The organism is Proteus appendicitidis (assembly GCF_030271835.1).
GTDB classification, from domain to species: domain Bacteria; phylum Pseudomonadota; class Gammaproteobacteria; order Enterobacterales; family Enterobacteriaceae; genus Proteus; species Proteus appendicitidis.
On the sequence record NZ_CP127389.1, the window covers coordinates 1584105 to 1603160 of the forward strand.

Annotated in this window: 18 protein-coding genes and 3 pseudogenes; 19 read left to right on the forward strand and 2 right to left on the reverse strand. The window is 36.3% G+C overall.

Translation table 11 applies throughout. From position 1 onward, the window contains the following. From QQS39_RS07325 to tnpA, 11 genes and pseudogenes are all read left to right on the forward strand, one after another. On the forward strand, nucleotides 1–333 hold the full coding sequence (locus tag QQS39_RS07325) for a phage tail protein (RefSeq protein WP_248620134.1): 333 nt from the start codon (nucleotides 1–3) through the stop codon (nucleotides 331–333). Next, nucleotides 330–1079, forward strand: a complete 750-nt coding sequence (locus tag QQS39_RS07330) for a phage minor tail protein L (protein WP_282743877.1) — start codon at nucleotides 330–332, stop codon at nucleotides 1077–1079. The genes QQS39_RS07325 and QQS39_RS07330 overlap by 4 nt, the downstream gene beginning before the upstream one ends. 5 nt (nucleotides 1080–1084) lie before the next feature. Continuing rightward, the gene (locus QQS39_RS07335) at nucleotides 1085–1792 is read left to right on the forward strand and encodes a C40 family peptidase (RefSeq protein ID WP_285805882.1); all 708 of its coding nucleotides are present in this window, start codon (nucleotides 1085–1087) and stop codon (nucleotides 1790–1792) included. Between the two features lie 90 nt (nucleotides 1793–1882). After that, complete coding sequence (locus tag QQS39_RS07340) at nucleotides 1883–2383, forward strand: hypothetical protein (RefSeq protein ID WP_023582500.1); 501 nt, start codon at nucleotides 1883–1885, stop codon at nucleotides 2381–2383. 56 nt (nucleotides 2384–2439) lie between these two features. Further along, entirely contained in the window at nucleotides 2440–3033 is a 594-nt protein-coding gene (locus QQS39_RS07345) for a tail assembly protein (RefSeq protein ID WP_023582499.1), read from the forward strand. A gap of 19 nt (nucleotides 3034–3052) precedes the next feature. Then, nucleotides 3053–6784, forward strand: a complete 3732-nt coding sequence (locus QQS39_RS07350) for a TipJ family phage tail tip protein (RefSeq protein ID WP_285805649.1) — start codon at nucleotides 3053–3055, stop codon at nucleotides 6782–6784. An 11-nt stretch (nucleotides 6785–6795) separates the two neighbouring features. Continuing rightward, on the forward strand, nucleotides 6796–8535 hold the full coding sequence (locus QQS39_RS07355) for a phage tail fiber protein (RefSeq protein WP_285805650.1): 1740 nt from the start codon (nucleotides 6796–6798) through the stop codon (nucleotides 8533–8535). Between the two features lie 200 nt (nucleotides 8536–8735). Next, entirely contained in the window at nucleotides 8736–9782 is a 1047-nt protein-coding gene (locus QQS39_RS07360; RefSeq protein ID WP_049210459.1) for a DUF3800 domain-containing protein, read from the forward strand. A 954-nt stretch (nucleotides 9783–10736) separates the two neighbouring features. Next, entirely contained in the window at nucleotides 10737–11459 is a 723-nt protein-coding gene (locus QQS39_RS07365; protein ID WP_285805651.1) for a hypothetical protein, read from the forward strand. Between the two features lie 537 nt (nucleotides 11460–11996). After that, nucleotides 11997–12164, forward strand: a pseudogene (locus QQS39_RS07370) (isocitrate/isopropylmalate family dehydrogenase); the annotation flags it as partial. Between the two features lie 205 nt (nucleotides 12165–12369). After that, nucleotides 12370–12825, forward strand: a complete 456-nt coding sequence (gene tnpA, locus QQS39_RS07375; RefSeq protein WP_285805652.1) for an IS200/IS605 family transposase — start codon at nucleotides 12370–12372, stop codon at nucleotides 12823–12825. Nucleotides 12826–12999: 174 nt separating this feature from the next. Here the strand turns inward: tnpA and QQS39_RS07380 are convergent. Next, nucleotides 13000–14131 (reverse strand): annotated as a pseudogene (locus QQS39_RS07380) (phage integrase Arm DNA-binding domain-containing protein). A 236-nt stretch (nucleotides 14132–14367) separates the two neighbouring features. Here QQS39_RS07380 and QQS39_RS07385 point away from each other — a divergent pair. The 4 genes and pseudogenes from QQS39_RS07385 to QQS39_RS07400 all read left to right on the forward strand — a co-directional run bounded on the left by QQS39_RS07385 (nucleotide 14368) and on the right by QQS39_RS07400 (nucleotide 16759). Then, nucleotides 14368–14889, forward strand: coding sequence for a YagU family protein (locus tag QQS39_RS07385; protein ID WP_072062621.1), 522 nt, complete (start codon nucleotides 14368–14370; stop codon nucleotides 14887–14889). 149 nt (nucleotides 14890–15038) lie between these two features. Continuing rightward, complete coding sequence (locus QQS39_RS07390; protein WP_285805653.1) at nucleotides 15039–15233, forward strand: hypothetical protein; 195 nt, start codon at nucleotides 15039–15041, stop codon at nucleotides 15231–15233. Between the two features lie 73 nt (nucleotides 15234–15306). After that, nucleotides 15307–16321 (forward strand): annotated as a pseudogene (locus QQS39_RS07395) (DNA-methyltransferase). An 81-nt stretch (nucleotides 16322–16402) separates the two neighbouring features. Then, nucleotides 16403–16759, forward strand: coding sequence for an MmcQ/YjbR family DNA-binding protein (locus QQS39_RS07400; protein ID WP_285805654.1), 357 nt, complete (start codon nucleotides 16403–16405; stop codon nucleotides 16757–16759). Between the two features lie 285 nt (nucleotides 16760–17044). Here QQS39_RS07400 and QQS39_RS07405 read toward each other — a convergent pair whose 3' ends face one another. Continuing rightward, nucleotides 17045–17230, reverse strand: coding sequence for a hypothetical protein (locus QQS39_RS07405; RefSeq protein WP_285805655.1), 186 nt, complete (start codon nucleotides 17228–17230; stop codon nucleotides 17045–17047). 102 nt (nucleotides 17231–17332) lie between these two features. On the opposite strand from QQS39_RS07405, the gene QQS39_RS07410 reads away from it, so the two are divergent. From QQS39_RS07410 to QQS39_RS07425, 4 genes are read left to right on the forward strand one after another with little or no spacing between them, the layout of a single operon-like run. After that, nucleotides 17333–17602: a hypothetical protein gene (locus tag QQS39_RS07410; protein WP_151434890.1), complete on the forward strand. Its 270-nt coding sequence runs from the start codon at nucleotides 17333–17335 to the stop codon at nucleotides 17600–17602. Then, complete coding sequence (locus QQS39_RS07415; RefSeq protein WP_151434891.1) at nucleotides 17602–18072, forward strand: lysozyme; 471 nt, start codon at nucleotides 17602–17604, stop codon at nucleotides 18070–18072. Before QQS39_RS07410 ends, QQS39_RS07415 begins: the two co-directional genes overlap by 1 nt. Beyond that, nucleotides 18054–18212 carry a hypothetical protein gene (locus tag QQS39_RS07420; protein WP_285805656.1) on the forward strand — a complete coding sequence of 53 codons (159 nt, stop codon included), beginning with the start codon at nucleotides 18054–18056 and terminating at the stop codon, nucleotides 18210–18212. The genes QQS39_RS07415 and QQS39_RS07420 overlap by 19 nt, the downstream gene beginning before the upstream one ends. Before the next feature lie 10 nt (nucleotides 18213–18222). Then, nucleotides 18223–19047, forward strand: a complete 825-nt coding sequence (locus tag QQS39_RS07425) for a colicin-like pore-forming protein (protein ID WP_285805657.1) — start codon at nucleotides 18223–18225, stop codon at nucleotides 19045–19047. Nucleotides 19048–19056: the final 9 nt, after the last annotated feature.

Here is a 19056-nt window from a genome sequence, read left to right on the forward strand (position 1 = left end):
ATGGAAACATTCACTTGGTGTCCGCGTGTAAACCCGACTGAAGATGTCTCTTACAACACAAGGAAAGTCAAGTTTGGGGATGGTTATGAACAAGTTTCTGGTAATGGTTTAAATTCACGCAGTCAGAAATGGTCAATGGAGTTTGTGGGTGATGAAGATTACATTTCAGCTATTCGTCACTTTATTGATAAACACGCAGGAATAAAGTCATTTTTCTGGAAACCGCCTCTTGAGCCACTTGGATTGTATCGTTGTGATGAACACAAACTCATTCCGAACGGTGCAGGAAATTACACCCTTTCTTTGGTTTTTACTCAGGCATTTAAATCATGATCACAGCTGATTATCAAAAATTAGAGCCGGGCAATACTGTCCGGCTTTTTGAAGTTGATGGTACAGAATTTGGTGTTCCTAATATTCTGAGATTCCATGCATACAATATTCCCATCACGGAAGAGGAGATGCAAAAGGCTAAAGGAGAAATAGAAGCTAAGCCCATTTGGTGGCAAGGGAATGAATATGGGGCATGGCCAGTTCAAATAGAAGGGTTAGAGTCCTCTACAACGGGATCTAGTGCTAATCCTAAATTATCAGTGGCTAACCTAGATAGCTCAATAACCGCATTATGTCTGCATTATGATGATATGTTGAAAGCAAAAGTGATTATTCACGATACCCTTTCTCATTATCTCGATGCAGAAAATTTTAGTGATGGGAATGCTTCTGCAGATCCCACCCAAGAGCGAGTATCTGTCTTTTATATTGATAGTAAAAGTGCAGAAACAAATGAATTTGTTGAATTTACACTGGCGAGTCCAATGGATTTACAAGGTGTGATGATACCTACTCGGCAACTACATTCAATGTGTACGTGGTGTTTACGAGGGCAATATAAATCGGGAGATGGGTGTGATTATGCAGGGCAAAATGGTTATTTTGATAAACAAGGTAATCCTGTTGATGACCCATCACTAGATAAGTGTAGTGGTTTATTGAAAACGGGGTGTGTACCGCGATTTGGTAAAAATAATCCTCTTCCTTTTGGTGGTTTTGTCGGGACCTCGTTGTTACGGAAATAATAATGATGCAAAAGAAAATACGAGAGGCGATATTTTCTCATGCAAAAAAGGAATATCCCAAAGAAGCATGTGGCGTTATCGTACAAAAATCCAGAGTAAAGACGTATTTACCTTGTGTAAATGTAGCTAAAACACCTCAAGAGCACTTCGTTATTTCTCCCCAAGAATATGCATTATGTGAAGACCAAGGCGTCGTTATTGGTATTGTTCATAGTCATCCAGACGCAACTACTCAACCTTCTGAGTTAGATCAGGCTCAATGTGATGCACTGGGTATCCCTTGGTATATTGTCAGTTACCCCGAGGGGGATTTTCGTGAAATTCTTCCTCGAGGCGACCTTCCTCTTATTAGCCGTCCATTTGTGCTTGGTTTTACGGATTGTTGGGGGCTAATAATGAGTTATTTCAAGCAAACACATAATATTGTATTACCTGATTATCGTGTTGATTATCCGTGGTGGGAGCAAGGTGAAGATCGCTATATGGATAATTGGCAAGAAGCGGGGTTTGTGAAAGTAGAAGGTGAACCACAAACAGGCGATATGGCTGTTATGCAGGTTCAATCCAATGTTGCAAATCATGCTGGTATTATTCTGGATGATGGTATGTTGTTACATCACCTTTATGGGAGATTAAGCCAGCGAGTTCCTTATGGTGGTTATTGGCGAGATAGAACAATTATTATATTGCGTCATTTATCATTAATTAAATAAAAAGTATTTATTTCTATATTTGCCTTTCATTCTTATTATCAAATTATTAACATGATCACGTTTAATTATAAAAACTGATATGGAGTGATAATGAAAAAATTTGGTTTTTTTACATTTGCTATTGGTGTTATCAGTATAATTATCGGATTGATAATATTAATGAATATTAAAACGGAATATGATTCTGTTAGATTATTTCCTAATGCAGTAGTTTCTATGTCCATCGGTTGTTTTTTAACTTTAATCGGTTCTATTTTTGCCGGCTGCGGCGCTATTGTTGAAGAAATTAGAGGAGGCAAATCATCTCTTACTAATAATCAACAAATAAATAATCAATCAATTGAAAGTGAATTTTTTGATATAGGTAAATGGTCTGCTTCTAATTTTGTCATTAGGGGAAGTGATGGACTGAAATTTGATGAAGAAGCAGTAACTAAATTTGTCGAAGAAATGAAAAAATCAAAACCTACATATAACGGAGCACAGTTAATAGCATTTTATAAGATGGACATAAACGCTATAACAAACGGTTTTCCAGAATCATTAAGATCAAAATTTACTGAAGATTTTGAAAATAAAGTAAATCATTAATCATTCAAACATCTTAAATATAACCCGCCAAGTGCGGGTTTTTTTATGGAGTTTTTATGCAAGAAGAAAAAATGGTAACAATAGAGTTAAGCGGAATATTAGGCAAAACATTTGGTAAAACTCATCAGCGCATAATTACGACAACATCAGAAGCAATCAGAGCACTTTGTTGTACCTTAAATGGATTTGAACAGTATTTAAATACCAGTAAATCACGAGGATTAACATATGCCGTATTTAAAGGGAAAAAGAATATCGGTGTTGATGATCTTAATTTCCCAATATCAGAAGAAATTATTCGTATCGTTCCCATTGTGATGGGAAGCAAAAGAGGTGGTGTTTTTCAGACTATTTTTGGTGCCGTCCTTGTTGCTGCCGCTATATGGCTACCTTGGGGTTCCGCATTATGGGCCAGTAACCTTTTATTTGCTGTTGGCGCATCAGTCGCTATCGGCGGTGTTATTCAAATGCTTTCACCTCAACCGAAAGGTCTTGCAATGCAAGATCAGGGTGAAAACAAACCTTCGTATGCATTTGGCTCTCCTACTAATACTGTTTCTCAAGGTTACCCTGTGCCAGTGCTTTATGGCGAAAGAACTATTGGTGGTGCCATCATTTCCGCAGGTATTTATGTAGAAGATCAGCAATAAGTCTATTTGGAATAATCTAATGAGAAAAATAATTCACGGTCAAAAAGGGGGCGGTGGTAGTCCTCGTGTGCCTGTTGAGCAACCTGATGATTTACAATCTATTGCTAAAGCAAAGTTACTCATTGCCTTGGGTGAGGGAGAATTTGCTGGAGAGTTAACGGCACAAAATATCTTTCTTGATGGCACACCGTTAGAAGACACTGAAGGAAATGCAAATTTTAGTGGTGTAACGTGGGATTTTAGATCAGGAACACAAGCACAGACTTACATTCAAGGATTGCCTAGCGCTGAAAATGAAATCAATGTTGGCTCAACGATTTCGAGTAAAACACCGTGGGTTCATACATTTACCAATTCACAATTATCGGCTATTCGGGTTCGTCTAAAGTGGCCTTCATTATTCAAGCAAGAAGATAATGGGGATTTGGTGGGTAATGAAGTTAAATACGCCATTGATTTACAAACTGATGGTGGTAGTTGGAAAACCGTTATTGATAGTGCTGTGAAAGGAAAAACGACATCAGGTTATGAGCGCGCGCATCGAATTGATTTACCTGAGTCGAAAACATCATGGTCACTACGTGTTAGAAAAGTCTCTAATGATGCTAATAGCAGTAAAATCGGTGATACGGTTGTTTTGCAAAGTTACACTGAAGTCATTGATGCTAAATTCACCTATCCTCATACAGCGTTACTTTATATTGAATTCGACTCTAAACAATTCAATGGCTCTATTCCGCAAATAACGTGCAAACCGAAAGGGCGCATAATCCGAATACCCTCAAATTACAATCCTATTGATCGTACCTATACGGGCGTATGGGATGGTTCCTTTAAATGGGCATGGACCAATAATCCTGCATGGGTTTTCTACGACATTGTTATCTCCGATAGATTTGGTCTTGGACAACGAATAAATCAACAACAGATTGATAAATGGGAGTTATACCGTATAGCGCAGTATTGTGATCAATTAGTAGCTGATGGGAAAGGTGGTGATGGCACAGAACCTCGTTATGTCTGTGATGTTTATGTGCAAGATAGAAATGAAGCGTATAACGTGCTACGTGATTTTGCAGCCATCTTTCGAGGGATGACCTATTGGGGTGGCGGTCAGATTGTAACATTAGCGGATATGCCTCGTGATATTGATTATAGCTATACTCGATCCAATGTGATTGATGGAAAATTTATTTATTCAAGCAGTAGCAGTAAAGAAAAATATTCCACGGCATTGGTTTCGTATTCAGATCCGCAAAATGGATATGCTGATGCAATGGAGCCAGTGTTTGAACCTGATTTAGTTTCTCGGTTTGGGTTTAATCAATTAGAAGTTACCGCAATTGGTTGCACCCGACAAAGTGAAGCAAACAGAAAAGGGCGCTGGGGAATACTGACAAACAATAAAGACAGAATGGTGACATTTTCTGTCGGATTGGATGGGAACATTCCGCAACCCGGTTACATTATCGCTGTTGCTGATGAACTGTTGTCAGGGAAAGTCACTGGCGGTCGAGTGAGTGCCATCAATGGCAGAAATATCACGTTAGATCGCGTTGCAAGTGCTGTGAGTGGTGATCGCTTAATTCTCAATCTTCCTTCAGGGCAATCTCAAGCAAGAACGATACAAACAGTATCAGGGAAAGTGATCACGGTTACAACGGAGTACAGTGAGACACCAGAGGCAGAATGTGTTTGGGTTGTCGAATCAGAAGAGCTGTATGCGCAACAATATCGCGTTGTCAGTGTCACTGAAAATGAATCTAATCAATTTACTATTACCGCCATTCAGCATGATCCCAGTAAATATGAACACGTTGATTCTGGCGCATTGATTGATGAAAGGCCCATTAGTGTTATTCCTCCTAATAACCAGCAAGCTCCGAAAAATATTGTCATCGACTCTTACTCCATTGTAAGCCAAGGCGTTAGCATTGAAACGATGCGAGCACAGTGGCCACAAGTTGAAAATGCAATCTCTTATGAAGCGCAATGGCGTAGAAATGAAGGTAACTGGGTTAATATGCCTCGTAGCTCCATTAACTCTATTGAGGTTCCTAATGTTTATGCCGGTCGATATTTAGTCCGTGTTCGAGCCATTAATGCTTCTGAGATCTCAAGCGGTTGGGGGTATTCTGACGAAAAAACGTTAACAGGCAAAATGGGTAATCCACCCAAACCGGTTAACTTTAGAGCGTCGCCCTTAGTATTTGGCATTAAGTTAGACTGGGGATTTGGTGAAAACACTAGTGATACATTAAAAACTGAAATTCAGTACAGCAAAACCAATGATGGTGAAAGCCTGATGCTGTTATCTGATGTTCCTTATCCATCTAAAACCTATGAAATGGCGGGTTTATCAGCTGGTGTAGCGTTTTATTTTAGAGCAAGGCTGGTGGATAAAACAGGTAATCAATCCGAGTGGACTGAGTTTATTCGTGGGGAATCGGAGTTTGATGTAGGAACGATATTGCCAGAGCTTGGTGGACACTTTATGTCATCTGAAGCCGGTCAGCAACTTAGTGAACGCTTGGATTGGAATGCTGAGACAGCAATTATTCTTAGTAATGAAGACTCTAGACTATCGCGCCGTTTGTTAGTAAGTCATGGTCAATCACAGGCTGGGATCAAAGAGCTATGGCAAGTTCGTGCAACGGATAACGAAGCATGGGCACAGGAAGTTAAAGAAATTTACTCCGCGGTTGGTGATAACACGTCTGCAATTAAAGAGACTCAAACGTCAATTACCGAGCTAAATAAAGCTTTCGGTCAAACAACTACGGAGATCCGCACAGAGTTAAAAACAACTAACCAAAATTTAGCCGACACCAACCAGAAGTTAGGCAATACAGATAAGGAGCTTGTTCGTGTTGCTGCGGACGTGGTAACAAACAAAGAGGCGATATCTAAAACAGATAAAGCGCTCGCTAAATCAGAGGAACAAATTCAGGTTAAATTTGGCGAACAAGAAGGTTTGATTAAGCAGAAAATGCAGGCTGAATTTAGTCAATCTGGCGATGGCGTTGTCACCCATTCCATTAATATCACGATTGTTCATAACAACGTGAAATATAATGCAGCAGGACAAGTAATTAGTGCTCAGGTTAAGAATGGAAAACTGGAATCATTCTTTGGTTATAACGCGAATAATTTCGCTTGGTACAACCCCGCAAATGGCAAGATGGAATTATTCATGTATGCCAAAAATGGACAATTCTTTGTTCGAGATTTATTTATTGAAGATGGTTCGATTACAAATGCAAAAATAGGGAATGTTATTCAATCAAATAATTATGTGGCTGGAAAATCAGGCTGGATAATTAATAAAAATGGATATGCTGAATTTGAGAATGCAAAATTTAGAGGAGAAATTAAAGCCACTAAAGGCACAATGAATAATGTGATTATTGACAAGGATTGTGAAATTAAGGGCACTTTAAAAGTGGAGAATATCGAAGGTGACATAGTTAAGTTTTATTCTCTTGGTAATGGAGAAACAATTACAATACCGGCACAATCTTTTGACCGTGTTATTCAAGTAGTCACCATAGCGACGACACATAATAGTAAGTGGTGTCGATTATGGTTAAACGATGATAAGTTCTTTGAAATTAAAAATGGTGGACGAGTCGATGATTTTTATTATTGGAATTCACCATCAACAACGTTAAAAGCGAATACACCGGGTGTATTTAGATATGACAGCGAAGATAGATATTTCAAAATAACACTATTAGCCTGCAAGCAATAAGGAAATAAATCATGATATACACAACAGGCACTGTTAACACAGTGTCAGGGTCTGCTATTGTCCGTGGAACTGGCACTAAATTTAAAAATAATAATCCAGCCATTAATATCGGAATGACTATTTTAATTAAATCGGGAAATACTAATATTCCGTATATGATTAAATCCGTGAATTCCGACACTGAATTAGTATTAGCACACCCTGCATTAGCCACAGCAACGAACACCACATTCTCGATTCATATTACTGAGCCAGATAATAATAGTGATGCAGCAAGAACGATGATTGCAATAAATGCATACACGCAATATTTTCTCGATGCGATGAATACATGGATGACTGAAACAGGGCAAACAAAAATTGAAATGCCAAATGGTGAAGTCATTGCGCTGGATAGCATTAAGAAGATGCAAGGAGATATTAGTAATAAGCTAGATACTAAAAAAGGAGGTATTCAGTGGGTAGATGGTGAAGTTCTATTTACTGATGCTGTAGGAATCGTTTCTCGTGACGAAAAAAATGCTGCTTGGTTATCTTTAACTAGAGTTGAACCTGATATATATCTTAAAAGAAATGGAGTTGCTGATACATATAAGTTTCCAGATACTCGAGGAGGAAAGTTATTATCTTCAAGTAAAATATATGATTATAAAAATCCGGTTATTGTAGAAAAAGACACTAGCCTTGCTTTACAGTGCTACCATGATTTTAGAAAACACTATATATCAATTAATAATATTTTGTCTTATCCGTTCGGTTATTCCAGTGGTTTTATCGATATCAAAGGGTTGTTTGGTGGAACAGGAATGGGGGCTGTTGGTCTGGTTAATTTTAGGAATTGGGGTGATAAATCAGGTCATGGTTCATGCTTTCAACTCGCTTGTATTGGTGGTGATCCAATTAATAGTAAGCTTTATTACAGGTCAGGTATCACTGGTTCAGATGAATATCCAAATCTTAATATGAAGAGGATACTTGATGATAATCAAGTTGATAGTGTTGATAATAATACATTGAACGATACGAGAATGGGAACGGGGTTCTTTAGGCAAGGTGGTGGTGCAGGAACTAGTGATTGGTTTAGTGGCTGGGGTTCCGGAATAAATTTAAAATACGATTGGAATAATTCGGTAAAAATTTTTTTTCATGGTTCATCCGGTACGCCGATAGTATGCACAAAAAGAGGAGATGTTCTTTCTTGGAATGTATTATGGGGAAGTGGCAATACAACAACAGATCCACAAGGTTTCATCAAAAAAGCCTCCCCAATTATTAACATCAATCCTGACGGCACATTTACCACTAATGACGAATCAGAAGGCGCTACGGTTACTCGAGTAGCTCAAGGTGAATATCTCATTAAAGGGGTACTGGGCTTTAATGCCGATGCAGGCTGGGGCGGTGTCGATGGCGGTATTGAAATTCCTCTCGATGTCAATAAACAGCCTCTTATTTGGGGTGACGCTGAAATTAACAAAGACGGCTCTATTCTCGTTAAAACGTATCACCGCACCCATCCTAACGCACCTGACTTTGCTCGTAATGACATTAACGGTTTCAATGACGGCGACCCAATTGATATCCCTGATGGTCGTTTTATTTCCGTTCGTGTACAGATGCCTGAGCAATCCCTCTATAACGTGAGAATGCGTGAGATGGAAGAAGCGCAGAAAGCGGAAGAGGAGCGTAGGCAAAAAGAAGAGGAGATGAAAGAGCAATTCGGGCTTGGTGAGAATGACATATTGCTGTAACCATTAACTGTACTGGCTCAAGATTATAATTTATGCTGTTATAGCATTGAGCTATATGTGAGCCAGTAGTCTGCTTTATGCCAAAAGCGGATGTTGATTACATAGAAAATTTTAATTAATAGGGGGCTAATACTATGGTACATGGCATACCAAAAAGGTATTTTGGCTGGAATAACTGATATGATATGGACACAAAATAAATGAGTATATTTTCAATTGATGAGTCAGGCTACACTGGACGAGATCTTCTCCAAAAGTCACAGCCTTGGCAAGGAGCGAGCGCTGTAAAGATTAGTCATGATGATGCTCTTTACTTGATCAAACAACATTTTCCTAAACGCAAGGCCCCCGAATTAAAATTTAGTTCTCTTAAAAAGAGAGATAGTTATCAGAAACCAATTTTCACTTTGCAACAAGAGCTACTTGCTAACTTCCCATGTGTCACGTGTATTGCAGATAAACGTTTTATTTTGGTTCAATTGTTTATTGAGTATGCTGTAGAGCCTTTTTACTATGCTAATGGAATAAATTTATACGAAAATGGTGGGAATGTTTCCATGGCATCAATGGCTTACTATGTATGTAAAGCATATTTTGGCAATGATTTTGAAAATATTCTGTTATCCTTTCAAAATGCTATGTATGAAAAAACGCATGCTGCAGTAAAAACTCTTATTAAGAGTGTTAAGGCTGTGGATTGGTGGCTATTGCCAGAAGTGCTGGGACCGCTGGCTCAGGAACACCCGGATTGTATTGAAGCAATCATTAATCCAAGCACTTCCACTGATGCTGCATTTATTATCCTTCAAGCACTAATATCACGTACCGAACTAATGTCAGAAGGACCATATGGCATTGAGCATGACCGTTCTAAAAACCTTCTACAATATAATGATTACCTTTCCATGCTGATCAAATGTCAGATACCAGCTGAATTTAAAATGTCCGAAATTGCTAGTATCAGATACCCTTTAAAGTTGAAAAGTGTAAAGCAAGTTGACTCCAAATTGAGTCCCGCCGTTCAATTATGTGATGTTTTAATCGGTAGTGCAATATCAGGAGTGCGCGATCTATTACATGGCAAACCAACACCCATTTATTCTCCTTTAAAACTATATGAAGGTAACCAGCTAATCCATTTTACACCCAATATTGATTTTAAGGAGCAAAAAAAATTCAGGAATAACGGTCAAGGAAATGAATACATTGATTTTATTGCTGACCAATTTAATAAATTTGGTGGCTGATTATCAGTTATAGGTATCAAGCCTGCATATTATCTATTACTGATTACAGTTTAAGGTTTCGATCTTTGCTCAAGACGGACTATTAAATTAGTTATATTCAATAGGAAAGTAATTATCTTAAATTCGAGCCCCAAAAACGAGGGTGCGTAAAATTCAGACAGCAAATTGAACGTGATTGCATCATCTAGCTGATGAGGCTTTAACCAGCCGTGATATTTGTTAGGCGTGTGGATGGGCTACAATCAATTATATGTTCATTGGTGGTTGTATATAATCATTGTTGTACATGGTCTAATATGTACATATATGCGCTCATAAAAAGTAATTGATATATTAAAATCCAATAGAACATATTGATTTAAATTTATTTTTCTATTTAAGTATAAAACACTAAGATCTGAGGTGGAAACGGGGTGTTTAACCACCAATAGATTGTATCAAATATGGATGTGTATCAGATAATATTTATGTCAATTAAATTACAAGTACTGAAAATATCCTCTTAAAGTTTGGTCTTTGCAATTAATGGTTTTATGTCCGTTCCTTGCTCAAAGCTGACCATCAAATTAAGTTATATTCTATGTTAATTATTTCAAATCTAAACTAGTGCAAATCACAAATTACAAATCACTTCACCTTCAAATGCTGCACCAATTTCGTATTTGGCTGCATCTTACTTCTCTCACGATAAAATGCTAATCGTTCATTAAAATACGGTATCAAACATACTTATTATTTCCATTCAATTCATTCATAAGCACTTTAATGAAATCTGATCTCAATTAAGATAAATTAAATGTAATTTATCATTAAATAAAATTAGTAATAAAACTAAAAAATTAATTTTTGTTATAGGTATAATGAAGGTCGAAACCATTCCCATGGGTTTTATTAGTATTGATTTTATTGCAATTAAACTAATATCAAATGTAAAAATTTATTTGGGTGATAATCGTGAGTAATAATAAAAAATTAGAATGGTCAGAAAAAACAATAGAATATGCATTCGTTCTTAATGAGTTTAAAAATAAAAAATTCTTACCATTGTCTGGTAATCCGGAGGTGGTAGGTGACTTGATTTCTAGCCAAGGTAGTAAGTTTATAATTGTAGAATTCAAAAAAGACAATAGCAAAGAATGCAGAAAGCAAGAAATAAAAAAATTTTTTAAGAAAAACGGTGAAAAAACAGACTATTTTTCTAGTGCATGTGATGAGCTATTTTTTGAAAGTTTTCATCATTTTGTTGTTTATGGGAAAAGTGGGAAAAATAATTCTAATTTAGATTTATATGCTGAAAATTATTTCATATATTGTGGAGGTAAAAGGTGGGATAAAAAACAGCTTAATAATGAAATTCCAAAAAATGTATTAATTATGAGTAAGTTAACTTCAAAGAAAATATTATTAAATAATACTGATTGTAAAAATAATAAATTAGATATTTATTCGTATGGAATTTACTATAGTGATTTAAAGAAATATATTAAAAGATTTATTTATTATAAGGTATCAGGAAAAGGTGGTGCTGGTGGAGATTCAGAGCAATACGATACAGGAGGTTTGGATGCTATCATTGTGTGTTATAATGAAAGCGTTCAAGATAGCATTGCTATTGTATCTTTATTGAATTTAAATGAGTATATTCGTTTGGAAGATAAAATAAGAATTAGTGTTTGAATAGAAATAATTATAAGAAAGGGTATAGGGATTAATTAAATAAGATAGTTTAAAATATAAAAATCTTAATTAGTTTTATCAGGTATTTTTGGTGGTGTGCAATAAATAAATTATATTTTACTATAAATGTTTATTGTTTTTATTATTTGATCAATAAAGAATAGAAAAGCAGTATGTGAATTTTATTTTTTAGGTCGATGTGATAATTTCTCGCGTCATGTATAAAATGTTTTTCATTTTTCTTTCAAATAATTATATTGCTCATCATGCTTTAGACAAATGGTTTTTTTGTGGTTTGTGCTATATTTTTTAATTTAGAGTTTACGCTATATTCCTATAATTGATACTCTAAATATTCTTCCTGCATGTAATAATCATTATTCATTAAAGAGTGTTTTTATCCTAGTATGTGGTTATCAAAACCAATAAAAGCATTATGGTAATCAAGTAGTTATAAAAAGGTATAATCACTGTCTTTTAAGTATATTAAGAGTGAATATACCTTAATAAACAAATAGTTAGTAATGGCTGATTTATATAATGCTACGCCACATGGGCTGGACTGAAGCGGCTGACTTAATCATTAAAGGTATGGAAGGCGCGATTGCCGCTAAGACTGTAACTTATGATTTCGAACGTCAGTTAGAAGGTGCTAAACTGCTGAAATGTAGCGAGTTTGGTGACGCGATTATCAAACATATGTAATTGTTAATTTGATAAATAGTTAACGGGAGCTTATTAGTTCCCGTTTTTATTATTGGCTTTAGCCAGTTTAAGTCGCGTCAGCGTCTTAAATATAAAACCACCCGCTATGCGGGTGGGTATTAAAGGTTATACCAAGAAAAACACCTTTCCGTTACGATATAGATGTTCAAGCTAATATTCGTAACTTAAATAAGGAAAGGTGTTTATGGGCATTAAAGCACAAAGCTCAGCACATACAAAGTGGCTGTGTAAATACCATATCGTCTTTTCGCCGAAATATAGACGGAAAGTAATTTTTAATAAAATTCGTTCAAGTATAGGTGAGAACCTTCGAGACCTTTGTAAGTATAAAGGCGTGGAAATAATCGAAGGGCATCTTATGCCAGATCATGTTCATATGTTAGTGAGTATTCCACCGAAGATATGCGTATCAAGTTTCATGGGATATTTGAAAGGTAAAAGTTCGTTGATGATCTTTGATAGACATGCCAATCTCAAATATAAAATTGGCAACAGAAAGTTTTGGGCGGAAGGATTCTATGTCACAACAGTTGGACTCAATGAAGCCACAATTCAAAAGTATATCAGAGAGCAAGAAAAGTCGGATTTAATCTCGGATAAATTGAGTAGTAAAGAATATGAAAACCCCTTCAAGGGGTAAGCCAAAGTAGCAAAGACACTTAGCTTGAACGAAGAGAAAGCAGCGTCATTTAGGCGCAGTCGGTAACAAGCCCTTATAGGGCAATCATAACCACCCGTTTTACGGGTGGTTATGATTGCCAATTTTGAAACGGTTATCAAAACGAATTATCAAAACCACCTGAAATTTGAGCAATTAAATCACTATTTTTATCCAATCTTTTCCTCGATCGTCATGGTATTTATCTGTTTGAATTTGGTTCTTATGACCGAGCAAATCTTTAGTGTTTATACCTTGTGCTCTATATAACCTTTCAGATAAAGATCGTTGTTCGTGAAATGTTGCAGGTGTTCCTTCTCCCCAATCAATATCTGTTTTATTTCTCGCCTTTTTAAAGTTAGTCGTTAGTGTATTTGCAGTAACTTGATCACCACGTTTAGATTGTGAAGTGGTATGAAAATAATGAATAAGATAAGGGCTAATAACACGCTCACGACAACGGGCAATAACATCACGTAATGACATATTTAATTGTTCAGAACGTAGTGATAATGGAATAGCTAATTTTGTGCCAGTTTTTTCTTGAGTAATATGCAAATGATCATCCCAAATATCATTAAACTTCATTGAGGAAATATCACCTAATCGTTGACCCGTAATAAGTGCAAGCAACATCGCGTTCCCGACATAACGATGTTGTTTATCAGCAATCTCAAATATCTTTTTCCATTCATCAAAATTAAGGCGTTGGCGAGTTACTTTTCGTTTCGGTTGTTTAGTGGCGAGGGCAGGGTTATAACCAGGAGGAACTTCACCTGCATGTTGTGCTTCTTTAAACACATCAATTAAAACAGAGCGAATCACTTGCGTCATTCTGTGTTGGCCATTAGATTTATACTCATCCAGAATTTCAGCAATATCTCTGGCATCAACAGCAGGTAACGATTTCATGGATAAGGCTTGCCTCATTAAATCTACTGGTTTCCTTTTTTGTTTATAAGTATTCGGCTTTATATCACCTTCTTTGAAACGCTCTTCTTGAATAATCCAGTATTTATCCAACCAAGTATTAACCGTGATTTCTTTACCTTTTATTTTTGCCACCCGATCACCAATAGCCATAACTTGTCGGCTACGTTGTTCCGCTAACCTTGTGTTAGCTTCAATGGCTATTGCTTTCGCCTCGGCTTCATTGTCACCGAGGGCATGATATTTACCTGTTACAGGATGGCGGTAACGCCAATAAACCTTGTTAGCTTTACGACTAAATAATGGGTAAAGATTAGGTAGGGATATTGACGTTATTCTTACGAGGTCTGGCAGCCATCTTTGAGCCTCGCTTTTTGCGGGGTTTTGTTTTTTAAATATATATTTATAATTATTAATTAAAAAATTTGTTGGAAGTTTTTTGTTTTCATTGATTGTTTGTTTATATTTAAGATAAAATTTATTGTTATCCTATAAGCATAAATCTGCAGTATTTAACTAATAATTAAAATAATAAACAGGTATTCTTATCTCTACTATACTCATAATATTCAATTTATAGAGCGAGTATATATAATGATTGATTTGTTTAAATTAACGAAAAAAAGTTCTAGGCATATTGGTATAGCAATATACGTTGGTATTATAGCGGGTATCTTTTCAGCTTTAGTAAAATCTGGTTTTGAAGACCTAATTCCACCGAGAACACTTGAAACGACACCACCTCCAGTCGTCTTATTAGAAAAGCTAGGATTAAATATAGATACTATGACTTATCATTGGATGGGGTATAGTATTAATTGGGGCGGTAATGGTGTTCATATATTATTCTCAATAGTTATCGCTGTGATATATTGTGTTATTGCTGAATACTTACCAAAGGTTAAATTATTACACGGTATTTGTTTTGGTATTGGTGTTTCTGTTTTTGCTCATGGCTTAGTTGTACCATTATTAGGGCTATCTAGCTGGCTTTGGACAGCAGGTTATCAAGCATTAGTTTCTGAGTTTGTCGGAACCGCTTTTTGGATCTGGTCAATTGAAGCGATTAGACAAAATTTGCGTTATTGTTTAACTAAAGAAAAAGATGCTGAGTAGATAAGGACGTTCAACCTTAATCTGTTATAAATCTCTTAAAGATCGCCTAGGCGGTCTTTTTTATTATTTAAAAATAAGACTTGCTGTTCTATTTGGTCAGAGTTACATGTGTAGTTATGCACAACAACTAACCAAAGGTATGAAATATTATGTTAAAACAGTATGATATGACAATACAGGCAAGTTGTGTACTTGAAACAATCTCAAAAAGTGATTGGCAAACAGTACAAGCAATTTTAAATCAAACTGGACTAAGTAATGAAAATTGTGAGTTTCTATTAACTCAGTTTGAAATAGCAGGGTTTGTCGCAAAGCAAGGAAATAGCTATATGCGTACAGCCTAAAAAATATAAAGAATTTATAAAGCTGGTGGCTTAACAGTCATCGGCTTTTTTATTGCGTAGAAAAGGACTTCTGATGCAACTATTTAACGACGACGCACTCTCTGTATTAAAAACACTACCCGAACATAGCATTGATTTAATTGTGACTGATCTACCGTATTTCAGAGTGAAATCGTGCGCATGGGATAATCAGTGGGATAGTGTTGAGGTTTATTTATCGTGGCTCGATGGTGTTCTTGCTGAATTTTGGCGGGTATTAAAACCTAATGGCAGTTTGTATCTATTCTGTGGATCTAAACTTGCGTCAGATACTGAATTACTTGTTCGTGGGCGATTTAATGTTTTAAGCCATATTATTTGGGCTAAACCCTCAAGGCCATGGCGACGACAAAATAAAGAAAGCCTACGTGCTTTTTTCCTTCAACAGAACGAATACTTTTTGCTGAGCATTATCAAAAACCAGTCACAGCTAAAATTTCTGAATTTTCTTTAAAATGCAAAGAACTAAAGCTAGACGTATTTAAGCCATTGATTGATTATTTTAGAAATGCACGGTTAGCACTGCAGGTGAGCGCAAAAGAAATAGACCGGGCAATAGGTAAGCAATGTGCAGTCATTGGTTCAGCAATAGTCAATGGCAATTACCGAACGAAGAAGACTATAAAAAGTTACAAACACTGTTTACACACATTGCTGATAAACAAGAAAAGCTATCACCGTTATTTCGTCACTTTAGTGAGTTAGAGCTAGAGCAATTTACATTACAAAAAAACTACCAAGAATTAATAAAAGAATATGGTTTATTAAGACGGCCATTCTTTGTGACTGCAGATGTTCCTTACACCGATGTTTGGACTTATCCCCCTGTTCAATACTATCTCGGCAAGCATCCTTGCGAGAAACCATCAGACATGATGGAACATATTATTCGTTCTAGCAGTCGAGAGGGTGATTTAGTAGCCGATTTCTTTATGGGATCAGGGGCAACACTGAAAGCAGCGCTAAAACTTAATCGAAAGGTTTTGGGTGTTGAAATGGGAAAGGAACGGTTTGAGCAGACTAAGGCTGAAATAGTGTTATCGCAATGAGATTGATTTTTGTATCACATTGCGTATAAGGTAAAAACAGAGTTAACTGTAATCTGTAATAGTTAACGGTAAGGTTCTGACATGCAACGAAGTGATTTGATTGAGTATATCAAAAATAATTATGGTTCAGATCCGGAGTATCTATGGCGCAAATATCCAAATTATGTTGTATTTCGACATTCTGGGAATACTAAGTGGTTTGCCGCCATTATAGATGTTTCTGCTGATAAATTGCATTCTGGTGATGCTAATACGATTATTGATGTTATTAATGTTAAAATTCGCCCTGAATTGGTTGGCTCGCTCCGCTTAAAAGATGGGATATTTCCTGGCTATCACATGAATAAAGAGCACTGGGTTTCTATCAAGTTAAATGACGGCATTGATGAAACTGAACTTAAATCATTGATTGATGAGAGTTACAGATTAACACAGTGACCGTATTCACTATAATCGGATAGTTCACATGTTCGGTTATTCCGAATAACTCATTTTGAAGATCGCTTAGGCGGTCTTTTTTCGTATAAGAGAGGTAGTTATGAGTAATCAAAATTTCTAAGTGTTAGTTAATACGTTATCAGCACAAGTGATGCAACAAGGGCGACGATTTACAAAAACAGCTCGCTAGCATGCAATTAACGAGCTGTGAATTAGAGGCTGTTAATAGTGCCACGCTAATGGTTATTTCTAATAACTCTATTGAAATAAAAAAAGCTAATGGTTCTACTGTTTGCCAGTTAAAGCCATTTTAGTTGTTTGACCTATTAACACTATTTGCTCTTTAACTGGTAGTTCTTTATTCCACTCTAGAGCTTTATCTAACATTCTGAATAAACGTTCTTCTTTATTTTTATCATCAGTTATTAGCTTTGCTAACAATGAAAATAACAGAGGTATGGCATGAGCCATTTCTTCTGCTTCAATTTGTGGATCTTTTATTTTTTCAAATTCATATTCTCACGTTTAACTCACTCACATTAATCATCAAGGGACACTCCGTAGGGGGTATATATGCGTATGGAAAAATTAACCAATGATACCTACGGAACAGCTGGCTTAACTGCCTTTTTTGCAAGTCTTTCACTTTATGAATGGGGATTTGTAATAGGGATGGGATTCAGCATGCTCCTTGGATTAGCAACTTATTTTATGACACAGCGAGAACAGCGGAAACGAACAGCGTTATTTGCTGAATTAGTTCATCGAAATTGTTCTAGCGATCCGCAAGACATAGAAAAGATAGTTGGCGAGATGCTGACTAAAGCTAAAAAGGACATGTAGTGAACCTAAAACAGAAAGTGACAGCAGTTGTAAGCGCCGGTGTGGTAAGTATTGCGCTAACAGTGATTGGTTACTTTGAGGGGGTACGTTATGAACCATACCGTGATGTTGCTGGAATTCTGACGGTTTGTTATGGACATACTGGGAACGACATTATTCAAGGCAAGACATACACACATCAAGAATGTGACGAGTTACTTCAGAAAGACTTTATCAGAACGCAACAACAAGTTGATGTTCTGGTTAAAGTTCCATTGGATGATAAAACAAAAGCTTCTCTATATTCCTTTGCCTTTAATGTTGGTATCACCGCTTTTGCACGTTCTACATTGCTAAAGAAATTAAACGCAGGTGATCAGTATGGCGCTTGTGAAGAAATTAAACGCTGGGTTTATGCAGGAGGAAAGGTTTGGCGAGGGCTTGTCAGTCGTCGAGAGGCGGAGTCAGCACTATGTCATGGAAAACTTTAATCATCATTATCAGCTTTATCCTCATATTACTCATCACCGTCGCTGATGGTATTTATCTCTTGATTGATAACTCATGTACTAAAGACCAAGTTAGTTTAGAAAAACGCTGTCAGATTGCACTCTCATATCATCGGTACTAATTATGAAACATTGGAAACTTTACGTTGTCATTGTGATAGTGGCCTTGGTTTACAAGGAAATATTATTCAAAATTACTCAAATGAAAATAAAAAATTCTCATATCCAGAAAAAGTAGAATTGCCTAATAAGGTAGAAAACAAAAGGATAGAAGCACTATATCCACATCAATTTAATGATGCAATCATTGTATTTCCTAGAAATTCAAACTTACCGCCTTTATATGCCTATTCGGGCTTTCCCGCAATTGAACTTAAGGATAAAGATCCGAGTCCTCAGCAGGAAAAAGAATTTAATGACATCAAAGATAGCGTGAAATTTACAATTTCATTTTACGAAAAAGTAACACAGGAATTTGGTAAAAAGGCAGCACAATTATCTAGAGAGTTAGCAGAACAATCTAAAGGAAAAACAATCAGAAATGTAGAAGATGCTTTACGTACATATGAGAAATATGGGCAGAATATTAATAATAAAATTAATGCCAAAGATCGAGCTGCTATTATAAAAGCATTAGAATCTATTGATGCAAAACAGTTAGCTTCAAACTTAGGTAAATTTAGTAAAGGGCTTGGATATACCAATCACGCGATTAATGCCGTGGAATTACTTGTTGAATTTAAAAAGGCGGTTAAAACGGGAAATTGGCGTCCATTTTTTGTTAAAGGCACTTCAATTGCTACAGGCATGGCTGCGGTGGCATTGACAGCTTTTGCCTTTAGTTTAATTATTGGTGGACCTGTTGGAATTTTAGGGTATGCCCTTATCATTGCAACAGTTGGTGCCTTGATTGACGACGCTTTGGTTGAAAAAGTCAGCGGTGCAATTGGTATTTAATATGTAGGG

What these genes read in the sequence shown, in the direction of transcription:
- QQS39_RS07340 (WP_023582500.1), top strand. Translation starts at nt 1,883, where the DNA reads ATGAAAAAATTTGGTTTTTTTACATTTGCTATTGGTGTTATCAGTATA.
- QQS39_RS07400 (WP_285805654.1), top strand. Translation starts at nt 16,403, where the DNA reads ATGCAACGAAGTGATTTGATTGAGTATATCAAAAATAATTATGGTTCA.
- QQS39_RS07405 (WP_285805655.1), bottom strand. Translation starts at nt 17,230, where the DNA reads ATGGCTCATGCCATACCTCTGTTATTTTCATTGTTAGCAAAGCTAATA.
- QQS39_RS07420 (WP_285805656.1), top strand. Translation starts at nt 18,054, where the DNA reads ATGTCATGGAAAACTTTAATCATCATTATCAGCTTTATCCTCATATTA.
- QQS39_RS07410 (WP_151434890.1), top strand. Translation starts at nt 17,333, where the DNA reads ATGCGTATGGAAAAATTAACCAATGATACCTACGGAACAGCTGGCTTA.
- QQS39_RS07385 (WP_072062621.1), top strand. Translation starts at nt 14,368, where the DNA reads ATGATTGATTTGTTTAAATTAACGAAAAAAAGTTCTAGGCATATTGGT.
- tnpA (WP_285805652.1), top strand. Translation starts at nt 12,370, where the DNA reads ATGGGCATTAAAGCACAAAGCTCAGCACATACAAAGTGGCTGTGTAAA.
- QQS39_RS07335 (WP_285805882.1), top strand. Translation starts at nt 1,085, where the DNA reads ATGCAAAAGAAAATACGAGAGGCGATATTTTCTCATGCAAAAAAGGAA.
- QQS39_RS07330 (WP_282743877.1), top strand. Translation starts at nt 330, where the DNA reads ATGATCACAGCTGATTATCAAAAATTAGAGCCGGGCAATACTGTCCGG.
- QQS39_RS07345 (WP_023582499.1), top strand. Translation starts at nt 2,440, where the DNA reads ATGCAAGAAGAAAAAATGGTAACAATAGAGTTAAGCGGAATATTAGGC.
- QQS39_RS07325 (WP_248620134.1), top strand. Translation starts at nt 1, where the DNA reads ATGGAAACATTCACTTGGTGTCCGCGTGTAAACCCGACTGAAGATGTC.
- QQS39_RS07355 (WP_285805650.1), top strand. Translation starts at nt 6,796, where the DNA reads ATGATATACACAACAGGCACTGTTAACACAGTGTCAGGGTCTGCTATT.
- QQS39_RS07360 (WP_049210459.1), top strand. Translation starts at nt 8,736, where the DNA reads ATGAGTATATTTTCAATTGATGAGTCAGGCTACACTGGACGAGATCTT.
- QQS39_RS07390 (WP_285805653.1), top strand. Translation starts at nt 15,039, where the DNA reads ATGTTAAAACAGTATGATATGACAATACAGGCAAGTTGTGTACTTGAA.
- QQS39_RS07350 (WP_285805649.1), top strand. Translation starts at nt 3,053, where the DNA reads ATGAGAAAAATAATTCACGGTCAAAAAGGGGGCGGTGGTAGTCCTCGT.